General features: G+C 67.0%; 10 protein-coding genes. 1 reads left to right on the top strand and 9 read right to left on the bottom strand.

Annotation, left to right across the window (positions count from 1 at the left end):
- Positions 1–27: 27 nt before the first annotated feature.
- The 9 genes from NP552_RS22060 to NP552_RS22020 all read right to left on the bottom strand — a co-directional run bounded on the left by NP552_RS22060 (position 28) and on the right by NP552_RS22020 (position 7,361).
- Positions 28–936 carry a metal ABC transporter solute-binding protein, Zn/Mn family gene (locus tag NP552_RS22060; protein WP_043862406.1) on the bottom strand — a complete coding sequence of 303 codons (909 nt, stop codon included), beginning with the start codon at positions 934–936 and terminating at the stop codon, positions 28–30.
- Positions 933–1,832, bottom strand: a complete 900-nt coding sequence (locus NP552_RS22055) for a metal ABC transporter permease (RefSeq protein ID WP_043862407.1) — start codon at positions 1,830–1,832, stop codon at positions 933–935. The genes NP552_RS22060 and NP552_RS22055 overlap by 4 nt, the downstream gene beginning before the upstream one ends.
- Complete coding sequence (locus tag NP552_RS22050; protein WP_274097158.1) at positions 1,832–2,593, bottom strand: metal ABC transporter ATP-binding protein; 762 nt, start codon at positions 2,591–2,593, stop codon at positions 1,832–1,834. Before NP552_RS22050 ends, NP552_RS22055 begins: the two co-directional genes overlap by 1 nt.
- The gene (locus NP552_RS22045) at positions 2,590–3,516 is read right to left on the bottom strand and encodes a metal ABC transporter substrate-binding protein (RefSeq protein WP_274097157.1); all 927 of its coding nucleotides are present in this window, start codon (positions 3,514–3,516) and stop codon (positions 2,590–2,592) included. Before NP552_RS22045 ends, NP552_RS22050 begins: the two co-directional genes overlap by 4 nt.
- Before the next feature lie 35 nt (positions 3,517–3,551).
- Positions 3,552–4,130, bottom strand: coding sequence for a DUF6162 family protein (locus NP552_RS22040; RefSeq protein WP_054915566.1), 579 nt, complete (start codon positions 4,128–4,130; stop codon positions 3,552–3,554).
- Positions 4,127–4,465 (bottom strand): hypothetical protein, encoded by a 339-nt coding sequence (locus NP552_RS22035; RefSeq protein WP_043862411.1) that lies wholly within the window; start codon positions 4,463–4,465, stop codon positions 4,127–4,129. The genes NP552_RS22040 and NP552_RS22035 overlap by 4 nt, the downstream gene beginning before the upstream one ends.
- On the bottom strand, positions 4,465–5,004 hold the full coding sequence (locus tag NP552_RS22030) for a thiamine pyrophosphate-binding protein (protein WP_078480229.1): 540 nt from the start codon (positions 5,002–5,004) through the stop codon (positions 4,465–4,467). Before NP552_RS22030 ends, NP552_RS22035 begins: the two co-directional genes overlap by 1 nt.
- The gene (locus NP552_RS22025) at positions 5,001–6,200 is read right to left on the bottom strand and encodes a PepSY-associated TM helix domain-containing protein (RefSeq protein ID WP_253087311.1); all 1,200 of its coding nucleotides are present in this window, start codon (positions 6,198–6,200) and stop codon (positions 5,001–5,003) included. Before NP552_RS22025 ends, NP552_RS22030 begins: the two co-directional genes overlap by 4 nt.
- A 198-nt stretch (positions 6,201–6,398) precedes the next feature.
- Positions 6,399–7,361 carry a siderophore-interacting protein gene (locus NP552_RS22020; protein ID WP_274097156.1) on the bottom strand — a complete coding sequence of 321 codons (963 nt, stop codon included), beginning with the start codon at positions 7,359–7,361 and terminating at the stop codon, positions 6,399–6,401.
- 172 nt (positions 7,362–7,533) lie between these two features.
- Between NP552_RS22020 and NP552_RS22015 the strand changes: the two genes are divergently transcribed.
- A partial coding sequence (locus NP552_RS22015; protein ID WP_274097155.1) for a non-ribosomal peptide synthetase occupies positions 7,534–12,263 on the top strand: 4,730 nt, incomplete at its 3' end.

Genomic DNA, 12,263 nt, shown 5'->3' with positions numbered 1-12,263 from the left:
GCACTGGGGCTTTGTTTTTGCCGACCTTCAGGCCTTCGCGGCGAGTGCCTTGATCACTTCATCGATACTGCCCTGCAGTTCGCTCACCGGATTTTCGCCGCCGCCCTCCAGCACCAGCAGGCGGCTGCCGGCCTTGGCGACTGCCGCAGCTACCGCCTCGCTCGGCTGGCGGTGGTCGAGCACCAGCGCCACGTCGTTGTCCTTGAGCAGGGCGGTCAGCTGCTGCAGTGCCTCGGGGGTCCACTGGTCTTCGGCGGGTACGCTGTAGGCCACCTGCTCCAGGTTCAGCCCGCCGATCAGGTAACCGAAGCGCTCCGACAGGCTTACCACGCTGAGGTTGTCGACTTCGCCCAGGCGCGCTTCGCTGTCGGCACTGAGCTTGAGCAACTGCTGCTTGAGCGTGGCCAGGTTGGCCTCGATTTTCGGCTTGGCGGCCGGCGCCAGGCGCACCAGGTCGGCGGCGGTCACGTCGGCCATGCGCCCCAGGTTGTTGCTCGACAGCCACGGCTGGCTGTTCAGGCCGTCCTTTGGCGCCCCCGGCTGCACCGCAATGCCGGGCAGGCTGCCATCCACCGGGCGTGCGGCATCCACTTCAACGATGCGGATATTGCTGCGCCGCGCCATCGGGTACAGCGGGTCGTCCGCCCATACCGAGCGCAGGCCGATCACCGCATCGGCGTTCACGGCCAGCTTCTGCAGGGCCGGCGCCCCACGCCCGCTGAAGTAGGCGGTCTGGCGCGAGCCGGGCAGGTTGGCCGCGGCGGCGCGTTGCAGCTTCACCTCGCTGCCGTCGAGCAGCAACTGGCCAAGGCCGTAGGTGATGGGCAGGGACGCCAGTACCTGCACCGGGCGCGCGGCTTCGGCGGCCTGTGCGGCAACACTGAAGGCGCCGCTCAGGGCCAGTACCAGGGTCAGTTGGCGAAATGTCGGCTTCATCCGATGTTTCCTTTCAGGCTGGGCAGGGTGCCACGGGCGATGGCGGCCAGGGCGAAGGCCATGCCGGCGACCAGGATGATCGCGGCGCCCGAAGGCAACGGCAGGTCGAACACGATCGGCAGCAGGATGCCGCTCAGGGTGCTGAGGGTGGCGATCACCACCGAGGTCCAGAAAAACCCCTTGAGCGACTGGCTCAGCAGGCGGGCGGCAGCGGCCGGGATCACCAGCAGTGCGCCCACCAGGATCGCGCCGATGACCTTCACCGCGGCCACGGTGATCAGCGTCACCAGCACCACGAACAGGTAGTCCAGGGTCTTCACTGCCACCCCGCGCACTGCCGCCAGCTGCGGGTTGAAGCTGGCCAGCATGATGCGGTTGTACAGCGGCAGGCTCAGGCCCAGCACCAGCGCGCCGACGATGGCCAGCACCAGCAGGTCGTTGCCGTTGACCGTCAGCACCGAGCCGAACAGCACGTTCTCCAGGATGTGCACGTTGATCTTGCCCGCCAGTATCAGCAGCAGGCTTGCGCCCAGCGCCAGCGACACCGACAGGAACACCCCGATCAGGGTGTCCGGGGCCAGCCCGGTGCGGTTGCGCAGGTAGTTGAGCAGCACGCCGAACAGCAGGCAATAGCCGAACAGGCTGCCGTAGGGGCCGGTATAGGGTTCGCCGAGCAGGATGCCGATGGCCACCCCGGTCAGGGCCGCGTGGCCCACCGCCTCGGAGAAGAACGCAAAGCGCTTGACCACCACCAGCGTGCCCAGCCCGCCCAGCACCGGCCCGATCAGCAGGCCGGCGAGCAGCGCGTTGACCACGAAGCCATAGGCCAGGGCTTCGGGCAGGTAGCCCGAGGACGCCAGGCCCTGGATCATCAGGCGAAATTCTTCATAGTTCATCAGGCGTGGCTCCCGGTCACCGCAGCGCTGCGCGGGTGGGTGGAAAACAGTTGCAGCAGCGCCTCCGGGCGCAGGGCCTGCTCGGGCGGCGCGTCGAACAGGATGCGCCGGTTGAGGCCGGTGACGTGATCGGCCAGGCGTTTCACCGCCTCCAGGTCGTGTTCGATCCACAGCACGGTGGTGCCGCTGGCGCGCCAGTCCAGCAGCAGTTGTTCGAAGATGCGGATGCCGGCTTCATCCAGCGCCGACATCGGTTCGTCCAGCACCAGCATTTGCGGCGCCGGAATCAGCCCCTGGGCCAGCAGCACGCGCTGGCGCTCGCCGCCGGAGAGGGCGCCCATGCGCCGCTTGCGCTTGTCCTGCATGCCCACGCGCTCCAGCGCCTGGCCGATGCTCGCCGCGTAGTGGCGCGACAGCCCCAGGAACGCCGGGCGGCGCTGGCACATGGCGGCCATGAAGTCGTCCACGGTCATCGGCAGGCCACGGTCGAATTCCAGGGCCTGCGGCACGTAGCCGATGCAACCGGGGGCGCCGGCCCAGTGCAGGTTCAGGCGGCCGTGGTGGGGCATCTGGCCGAGCAGGGTCTTGATCAGCGAACTCTTGCCGCCGCCGTTGGGCCCCACCAGCGCATGCACGCTGCCAGGGCGCACCTTGAAGCTCACCTGGTCGAGGATGGTGGTGCGGCCCAGGGTCAGGCCAACGGCGTCGAACTCCACGCCGGGGCCCTGGCTGGCAAGGGTGATCGGCTCGATGGCGCTCATGCCCCGGCCTCCTGGATCGCGCGCACCACGGTATCGAGGTTGCTGGTCATCTCCTTTTCGTATTTTTCGGCGCTGTAGTCGCCGTAGGAGATGTGCGACAGCGGGTACAGGCGCACGCCGGACTCACGCTGGATGGTGTCCACATAGGTGGACGGGAAGTCGAGCTCCGAGAAGATCACCTTCACGTCCAGGTCGCGCAGCTGGTTGATGGTCTTCTTCAACTGGCTGGGGCTCGGTTCGATGCCATGGGCGGGCTCGACCACGGCGGTGACTTCCAGGCCGAATTCACGCAGCAGGTAGTCGTAGGCCGCGTGCACGGTGGCCACGCGCAGGTCGGCATTGGGCGCACTGGTGAGCTTGGCCAGGGCCTCGGCACGCAGCTGGCGCAGGCGTTTGCCATAGGCGCGGGCATTGGCGGTGTAGGCCTTGGCGTTGGCCGGGTCGAGCTTGCCCAGCTCGCGGGCGATGTTGTTGACCTGGGCGATCGAGGCGCTGATCGACAGGAAGGTGTGCGGGTTGACCACCTTGCCCGCGCCGCGTGCGGCGATGCCGGTGGCCGCCAGCAGCGGCACATTGGCGTTGGCCTCGATGGTGGCCACGCCAGGCTTTTCGCTGGCCTCGATCATGCGGTCGGCAAAATCGTCATGCCCCACGCCGTTGAGCACCACCACGTCCAGCGTGCCGATGCGCTTGATGTCCTCGGCGCGTGGCTCGTAGGCGTGCGGGTTGAAGCCTGCCGGAATCAGCGGCACCACCTCGGCCTTGTCGCCGACGATGTTGGCCACGTAGCTGTAGTAGGGGTGCAGGGTGATGCCGATACGCAGGCGCTTGGCCTCTTCGGCGTGCGCCAGGGGCGCCAGGCACAGGGCGAACACGCCGGCCAGGATGCGTCGGCGGTTGACCAGAAACGATGAAATAGACATGGGCAGGCGGTCTTCTCTCAGGTGTATCCGTGGGTTCAGTGCCGATGCTGGCGAGTGACCCCGGCATCGAATTGCGCGACGACCTGTTGCCAGCCCGCAGCGCTCAAGGCGGCGTCGCTGAGGTCGTGGGGGGCGGTGAGGTCGGTGCTGCGGTTGAGCCAGATATCGGCCGGGCTGTCGGGCTGTGCGCCCAGGCGCATCAGGAACGAGCCGGCCACTTCGCTGGCCTGGCTGAGCCCCAGGTAGGCGCCGCCTTCGAGCAACTGCCAGGTGTGGCCGCCACGGCTCACGGCGCTGGCGTCGCGGGCGAACGGGGCGTAGCCCTCGGCATCCAGCTCGGCCGGGGTGGGCAGGCGCTGTTCTTCCTGCTGACGCAGCTGGATCTCCTCCAGGGTAACCCGCAGGTCGGCGTATACCCCTTGCTCGCCGGCCGTGAGGTCGCGGCGCGCATCGAACTGATGGGCCGCCACTTCGCTGGTTTCGGTGGTTTCGCCGCGCCAGCTGACCACCGCGCCGGCCACCAGCAGCACCAGGGCGCAGAACAGCAGCACGTACAGCGTTTCATGGCCGGCACCGGCCGGGCGGATGGTCTGGGTCGTGGTCGGGGTGCTCATGGTGCCTCGATGTCGGCCTGGTCGATTTCCACCACATGACCGGGGCCTGCGTCGAACAGCACGTAGAACTCGGCATCGGGGCGCTTGAAGGTGAGCTTGGAGTCTTCGCCCAGCTTGCCGGGCACCAGGATGCTTTCGTCGTAGCCGATCACGTCGAGGGTTACGCCGGGGGCGCCGCTGCCGTCGGAAAAGCCGCCGGTGCACTGGATCTGGCCGCCTTCGATCTGCTTGCATTCGCAGATCGGGTTGTGGGCCAGCGCCAGGTTGCTGAAGGTGGCGAGCGAAGTGAGCAGTGCCGCGCCACCCAGGCGACGCAGCAGGTCAGAAACAGGCATCATTTGCCTCCTTGTTTTTGAAGCCAGGCGACAGTGCTTGGCGAAGCCTTGCTGAGCGGGACCGAACCCTGGTGCATGCTGCCGTCCCAGCCTTCCATGGTCACCCACAGTTCGGCGTCGGGGCTGGTCTTGAGCGGCACCGGCACCGTGGCGCCCATGCGGTAAGGGGAACCGAAGAAGATCCCGCCGGCGGCGCGCAGGCTGCGCGGCTTGCCGATACGCAGGTAGGTGGCCTTGACCTGTGGGATACAGGCTTCGCACAGGCTGGCGTTGAAGCTCTTCATGTAGCCGGCCGGCCCGTCCTGGCGCGGCGCCTCGTTGCGCAGCTCGGCCAGCTTCAGGCTCCAGGGGCCGACCTGGACCTCGCCGATCTCGCGTTCGCCCAGGCCCACGTCACCGCGAAACAAGGCCGCATCAGCAAAGTACTTGGGCATGAAACCCAGCGGTACCAACAACAGCAGTATGTTGATGTGAAAACGCCATTTCAGCCAGAACTGGCGCAGGCGCGAAGGCGGTTGTGCAGCGATTGCCTTGCTCATGCCTGGCTCTCCGAAGGGGTAGGGGTGGCAGCGGCGGCGCGCTTGGCGCGTGCCGGTTTTTCGCTGCGCTTGAGGGCGGTGGCCGTGGCGATGGCGGTGCGCTTGGTCCAGATCAGCAGGCCGCTGAGCACCATCATGCTCAGCAGCAGGCCGAACACGAACCAGATCAGCTTGATCCAGATACCCCCGAAATCGCCGGTATGCAGCGGGCGCATCGACTCGGTGACGAATTCGAGCTTGCTGCGGTCGGACAGCAGCTCATGGGCCTCGACCACGCCACTGTAGGGGTTGACCGATGCGGTCTGGAACATCAGCGGGTACCAGCTGCGCCCCCCCACCGAGGTGTGGCTGTAGGCGTTGCTCGGCAGGCTGATGAAGCTCACGTCCAGCCCCGGGATCTTTTCGATGGCGATCTTTTCGATGGCATCCAGGCTCAGCACCGGGGCCGGCTGGCCGGCGGGCGCGGTGGGCACGTTCTCGCGGGCGATCACCGGCAGCACCTGGTTGCTGGAAATCGAGATCTGGTTGTCGAACAGAATCGCCTGGATCAGGAACCAGGTACCGGTGATCGAGATGACGGCGATGAACCAGATCGACCAGATCCCGCTCAGGCGGTGGAAGTCGCCCCAGAAAATCCGCGCACCGTGCTTCAGGCGCAGGGTCGGCTTGAGAAAGCCCTTCCAGAAGCGCTTGTACACCACCAGCCCGGTGACCAGCGAGGCCAGCATCGGCAGCCCCAGCAGCGACACCAGGTACCAGCCCCAGCTGTAGCCATTGGTGAACGGCACCAGCCACCAGCCGTGCAGGGCGCGGGTAAAGGCCTGGAAGTTGAACTGCGCCGCCTCGCCCTGGACCACCCCGGTGTACGGGTTGACGTAGAGCGTGGTGGAGCGCGAGTCGGGGTAGGTGACGCTGACGGTCAGGGCGAAATGCGATTCGTCCGGGCGCACGATGGTGCTGACATACACCCCCGGCTGCGCGGCCTCGACGGCGGCGCGCACCTGGTCGAAGCCCAGCATCGGCGGGTCGCCGTCGGGTTTGGAGGCGCGGACCTCGGGCTGCGCCAACCAGACGATTTCCTGGCTGACCACGGCCAGCGTCCCGGTGAAGCAGACGATCAGCACGAAGAACCAGATCGGCAGGGCTAGCCAGCTGTGGACCAGAAACCAGAGTTTTGAACGTGACTTTTTCGACATTGGGCAGGCAACTTCGATTCGGAGTGTGGTGAGCATGAGGTTCCGGAGCACGGGGTGTCTGGGCTCAGGCTCGCTCGAAAGGGTGCAGTGGTAATTGTTAGGACGAATGAGAAGCAGAAATCCTGCACTAAAAAATGCAAGCAAATGTTTCCAAGGCTCCCGGCCTGCCGCCCGGAGCCCTGGAAAACGCCTGCGGTCCTACTCGAACGTGCGGCCGGCGCGCCAGTAGCCCATCAGGGTCAGCGCGTTGCGGTCCAGGCCGTGTTCGTTGATCAGAAAGCGCCGGATCTGCATCACCGCAGCCGATTCCCCGGCCACCCAGGCGTAGAAGCTCTGGTGGCTGGCGCTGGCACGTTCCCAGAGGATCTGCTGGTCGATGTCCACCTCCTCGAGGCGCGTGTCGGCGGGCGGGCGTCTGGCGGGCAGGGTGGCCAGCTGGGTCACGGCATGCACCATGGCCTGGCCCTGGATACGCTGTTGCTGGTCGCGTGGCAGCCAGTGCAAGGTGGTGCTGGCATTGCAGCGCAGGGCCAGGCAGTCCTGTTGCAGCGGCACCTCGACATAGGCTTCGACCTGGGGCGGGTCATCTTGCCCGGCGAGGGTTTCGAGAATGCCGGCAATGGCTGGCAAGGCGGTTTCATCGCCTACCAGCAGAATGTTGCGCACCCCGGCGGGCGGGTTCCATTCGTAGCCCCCGGGGTCGCCGGCGAAGGCCAGGTTGGGTGCCAGGATCTGCAGACGGTCGCCTGTGCGGGCGTGGGTGGCCCAGGCCGAGGCGGGGCCGTTGACCCCGTGCAGTACGAAATCGATATCCACCTCGGCCTGTTCGCGGCGCAGGGCACGGATGGTGTAGGTGCGCATGGGCGGGCGGCTGGCCTCGGCCAGGGCGCGGCGGGCTTCGTTCCAGTGCAGGTCGTTGGGCAGTTCGGGCGGGCTGCCGTCGGCGGCGGGGAAGAACAGCTTGACGCGTTGATCGGCAGCCAGGGTGTGCATCCGGGCCACGTCCGGGCCGGTGAACACCAGGCGGCTCAGCGACGGGCTCAGTTGGATGCGTTGCTTGAGGGTGACATCGAACAGGCGGTAGGCGCGCTCGGGCTGTGCGCCGGCCAGCTTGCGCAGGCCGCGCCCGACGGCGCGGGTCAGGGAGGAGGCGGAAGTCATGGCATGTACCTTCTTGCTACGGGTTCCCTAGATAGACGGCTAGCGGCACGGCTGATTTAGCCGCGAGCAATGAACGGGGGCCGTGGCGGTGTTTAATTTTTCCTGGGGTGTATCCGTTTCGTAGGGATAACCGGGGCGCTGCCCGCTATCCACCCTGCACGGAAACCATTCGATGAATGCTGAGAAGTCCCTCCAACTGGCCTGTCGTTTCATCGAGCTGGCGCCGGAAAAGCGCAGCCTGTTTCTGCAGGCCCTGAGCAAGGAAGGCCTGGACTTTTCGCAGTTCCCGATTCCTGCCGGGGTCCAGGTGCCGGACCGCCAGGCGTTGTCCTATGCGCAGCAGCGCATGTGGTTTCTGTGGCAGCTGGACCCGCACAGCGGCGCCTACAACCTGCCGGGTGCGGTACGCCTGAACGGCGTGCTGGATGTGGCGGCCCTGGAGCGTGCGTTCAGCCTGCTGGTGGCGCGTCACGAGGTGCTGCGCACGGTGTTCCGCTCGCAGCCCGATGGCAGCGTGCAGCAGGTGCCGTTGGAGCATGCGGTGCGCCTGGAGCAACTGGACCTGAGCGCGGTGCCGGCCGCTGCGCGTGAAGCGCGGGTGCAGCACGAGGCGCAGCAGGAGTCGCTGCGTGCATTCGATCTGGCACAGGGCCCGCTGCTGCGCCTGCGCCTGCTCAAGCTGGATGAACAGGCGCACGTGCTGTTGCTGACCTTGCATCACATCGTCGCCGATGGCTGGTCGATGAATGTCCTGATCGACGAGTTCGCGCGCAGCTATGACGCCTGTGCCCAAGGCCTTGCGCCGCAGTTCGAGGCGCTGCCGATCCAGTACGCCGACTACGGCCTGTGGCAGCGTCGCTGGCTGGAGGCCGGCGAGCAGGCGCGGCAACTGGCGTACTGGCGTGAAAAACTCGGCGACGAGCATCCGGTGCTGGAACTGCCGCTCGATTGCCCGCGCCCCTCGTCGCCCAGCTTCGACGGCGAGCGCCATTGCCTGACGCTGGACGCAGGGCTGGCCGAGCAGGTGCGTGGCTTTGCCCGGCAACACAACGTGTCGTTGTTCATGGTGCTGCTGGCGGTCTTCAACGTGCTGCTCTATCGCTACACCGGGCAGACCGACGTGCGCTTCGGCAGCCCCGTGGCCAACCGCAATCGCAGCGAGCTGGAAGGCCTGGTCGGCTTTTTCGTCAACACCCAGGTGTTGCGCACCCCGCTGGCAGGGCACATGAGTTTTCTCGAGTTGCTGCAGGCTACCCGCGACACGGTGAGCGGCGCGCAGTCGCACCAGGACCTGCCATTCGAGCGCCTGGTCGAAGGGTTGCAACTGGAGCGCAGCCTGAGCCATTCGCCGTTGTTCCAGGTGATGTTCAACCACCAGCCGCACGTGGCCGATGTGTCCGCGCTCAGGCTGGCCGGGGGCCTGCAACTGTCGATGCTCGACTGGCGCAGCCGTACCACCGAGTTCGACCTGAGCCTGGACACCTACGAGCAGGGCGGCCAGTTGCAGGTGGCCTGGACCTATGCCAGCGACCTGTTCAAGGCCGCGACCATCGAGCGCATGGCACGCCACTGGGTGGCCCTGCTGCAGGCCGTGGTCGCCACCCCGACGTGTCGCCTCGACGAACTGGCGTTGCTCTCGAGCGAGGAGCGCGAGTGTCTGCTCGAGCAATGGGGGCGTGCACCGCTGACCTGTCCCGACCTGCGCGTGCACCAGCGTTTCGAGGCGCAGGTGGCGCAGCGCCCGCAGGCCCTGGCGCTGATCTTCGAGTCGACGCAACTGAGCTATGCCGAGCTCAACCAGCGTGCCAACCGCCTGGCGCGCCACCTGGTGGCGTGCGGGGTAGGGCCGGAGGTGCCGGTCGGCATCGCGGTGGAGCGCGGCATCGACATGATCGTCGGGCTGCTGGCGGTGCTCAAGGCCGGTGGCGCCTATGTGCCGCTGGACCCGCAGTACCCGCAGGACCGCCTGCTGTGCATGATCGAGGACAGCGCCACGCCGCTGGTGCTGACCCAGACCCCGTTGCTGGCGCGCCTGGGCCTGCCGTGCGGGGTGCGCAGCCTGTGCCTGGACCAGGATGCGGCCTGGCGCCAGCTCGACGCCAGCGACCTGGCCAATACCGCCCATGCGCACAACCTGGCGTATGTGATGTTCACCTCCGGCTCCACCGGGCGCCCCAAGGGAGTGGGCATCAGCCACCTGGCGCTGGCCGGGCATGCGCAGGTCGCGCGTGAGTTCTCCAGGCTCGGGCCGGACGACCGGATCCTGCAGTTTGCCACCTTCAACTTCGATGCCTTCGTCGAGCAGTTCTACCCTGCGCTGATCTGCGGCGCTGCCGTGGTGCTGCGCGGCCAGGAACTCTGGGACAGCGAACGCTACTACCACGAGGTCATCGACAAGCAGGTCAGCGTTTCCGACCTGTCCACCGCCTACTGGAACCTGCTGGCCAAGGACTTTGCCGCCGCTGGCCCACGCGATTACGGCAAGCTCAGGCGCGTGCACATCGGCGGCGAGGCAATGCCACCTGAAGGGGTGGCAGCCTGGCGCCAGGCCGGATTGTCGCAGGTGGCGCTGCTCAACACCTATGGCCCCACCGAGGCCACGGTCTGTGTCACCACCCTCGAATGCGATGATTATGTCAGCGGTGTGCGCAGCACCCCGTTGAGCATGCCGATCGGTCGGGTGCTCGGCGGGCGCAGCCTCCATGTGCTGGATGCAAGCGGCGCACCGACGCCGGTAGGGGTGGTGGGGGAGCTGGTGATCGGCGGCGAGTTGCTCGCCCGTGGCTACTTCAACCGCCCGGGCCTGACGGCCGAGCGTTTCATCCCCGACCCATTCGCCGCGCAGCCGGGTGGGCGCCTGTACCGCAGTGGCGACCTGGCCCGCTTCAATGCCGAAGGGGTGCTCGAGTACGCCGGGCGTATCGATCATCAGGTCAAGATTCGCGGGTTTCGCATCGAGTTGGGCGAAGTCGAGGCGCGCCTGCTCGAACAACCGGGCATTCGCGAGGCGGTGGTGCTGGCCCAGCCCGCTGCCGACGGCCTGCAGCTGGTTGCCTATGTGGTGCCCGGCGACAGCCGCCAGGCACTGGAGGCGCAGGCCCAGGCGGCGTTGCGCGAAGCGATCGGCGCACACTTGCGCGCGGTGCTGCCCGCCTACATGGTGCCGGCGTACCTGCTGTTTCTTGAACGTTTGCCGCTGAGCCCCAACGGCAAGCTGGACCGCAAGGCCCTGCCACCGGTCGATGCCAGCCAGGCCCAGCACACTTACGTGGCGCCGCAAAGCGCGTTGGAACAACAGGTGGCGGCGATCTGGCAGGACGTGCTCAAGCTGGAGCGGGTAGGGCTTGACGATGCGTTCTTCGAGATCGGCGGGCACTCGTTGCTGGCCACCCAGGTGGTGTCGCGGGTGCGTCAGGTGCTGGGGCTGGAGGTTGCCTTGCGTACCCTGTTCGAGCGCAGCCGGCTGGGCGACTTCGTGGCAGCGCTGGGGGGGCGGCAGGCCGCCGGCGAGCCCCCGTTCACCTGTGTCGAGCGCGGCCGGCCATTGCCGCTGTCGTATGCCCAGGAGCGCCAGTGGTTCCTCTGGCAGCTGGACCCGCAGAGCAGTGCCTATCACCTGCCGGCCGCCCTGCGCCTGCGCGGGGCGCTGGACGTTGCGGCGCTGCAGCGCAGTTTCGACAGCCTGCTGGCGCGGCACGAAAGCCTGCGCACCACATTCGTCGAGGTGCAGGGCGAGCCGCGTCAGCTTATTGCCGAGCAGGCCCGTGTCGATATCGACCTCCAGGTGCTGTATGCAGGGGACGATCCGGCGGCGCAGATCCAGGCTTGTATCGAGGCCCAGAACGGCCGCCTGTTTGCCCTGGACCAGGGGCCGCTGCTGCGGGTCAGGCTGCTGCGGCTGGCGGCGCAAGACCATGTGTTGGTACTGGTTCAGCACCATATCGTTTCCGATGGCTGGTCGATGCAGGTGATGGTCGACGAGCTGATCGCCTTGTATGCGGGCTACAGCCAGGGGCGCGAAGTTCAGTTGCCGGCCCTGCCGATCCAGTACGCCGACTTTGCCCAGTGGCAGCGCCAGTGGATGGAGGCCGGCGAGCGCGAGCGCCAGCTCGATTACTGGTGCCGGCAACTGGGCGGCGAGCAGCCGGTGCTGGAGCTGCCGAGCGATCGACCGCGGCCGGCCACGCGCAGCTTCAAGGGCGCGAAGCTGAACATCGTGCTCGATGCCGCACTGGCCCGTAGCCTGCGCGCGCTTTCCCAGCGCGAAGGAGTGACCCCGTTCATGCTGTTGCTCGCTTCGTTCCAGACCCTGCTGCACCGCTACAGCGGCCAGGCGCAGGTGCGGGTCGGGGTGCCGGTGGCCAGCCGCAACCGTCTTGAAACCGAGCGCCTGATCGGCTTCTTCGTCAATACGCTGGTGCTGGAGGCGAGGATTGGTGCCGATCTGTCGTTCGCCGAACTGCTGCAGCAGGTGCGCCAGACCACCCTGCAGGCCCAGGCCCACCAGGACCTGCCGTTCGAGCAACTGGTGGAAGCCCTGGAACCGGGCCGCAGCCTGTCACACAGCCCGCTGTTCCAGGTGCTGTTCAACCACCACAGCGAAGATGCCGGTGAACTGCGCGCCATCGAGCGACTGCCGGGCCTGGAGGTGGAGCGTCTGGACTGGGACAACCACACTGCACAGTTCGACCTGACGCTGGACACCACGGAAACGGCCGATGGCCTTTCGGCGATTCTGGTCTACGCCACCGACCTGTTCGACGCCGCGACCATCGAGCGTCTGGCCCGGCACTGGCAGAACCTGCTGCAGGCGATTGTCGCTGACCCGCAACAGCGCGTCGTCGAACTGCCGTTGCTCGATGCCCGCGAGCAACAGGCCAACCTCCAGCAATGGAACCCGGT

The organism is Pseudomonas sp. 8209, assembly GCF_028682105.1.
GTDB lineage: Bacteria > Pseudomonadota > Gammaproteobacteria > Pseudomonadales > Pseudomonadaceae > Aquipseudomonas > Aquipseudomonas palmensis.
Note: the sequence above shows the minus strand (reverse complement) of the source record. Positions and strands in the feature narration are given on the sequence as shown.

Excerpts from the sequence above, each read along its gene's own strand:
- NP552_RS22060 (WP_043862406.1), bottom strand. The coding sequence starts at position 936 with ATGAAGCCGACATTTCGCCAACTGACCCTGGTACTGGCCCTGAGCGGC.
- NP552_RS22055 (WP_043862407.1), bottom strand. The coding sequence starts at position 1,832 with ATGAACTATGAAGAATTTCGCCTGATGATCCAGGGCCTGGCGTCCTCG.
- NP552_RS22050 (WP_274097158.1), bottom strand. The coding sequence starts at position 2,593 with ATGAGCGCCATCGAGCCGATCACCCTTGCCAGCCAGGGCCCCGGCGTG.
- NP552_RS22045 (WP_274097157.1), bottom strand. The coding sequence starts at position 3,516 with ATGTCTATTTCATCGTTTCTGGTCAACCGCCGACGCATCCTGGCCGGC.
- NP552_RS22040 (WP_054915566.1), bottom strand. The coding sequence starts at position 4,130 with ATGAGCACCCCGACCACGACCCAGACCATCCGCCCGGCCGGTGCCGGC.
- NP552_RS22035 (WP_043862411.1), bottom strand. The coding sequence starts at position 4,465 with ATGCCTGTTTCTGACCTGCTGCGTCGCCTGGGTGGCGCGGCACTGCTC.
- NP552_RS22030 (WP_078480229.1), bottom strand. The coding sequence starts at position 5,004 with ATGAGCAAGGCAATCGCTGCACAACCGCCTTCGCGCCTGCGCCAGTTC.
- NP552_RS22025 (WP_253087311.1), bottom strand. The coding sequence starts at position 6,200 with ATGTCGAAAAAGTCACGTTCAAAACTCTGGTTTCTGGTCCACAGCTGG.
- NP552_RS22020 (WP_274097156.1), bottom strand. The coding sequence starts at position 7,361 with ATGACTTCCGCCTCCTCCCTGACCCGCGCCGTCGGGCGCGGCCTGCGC.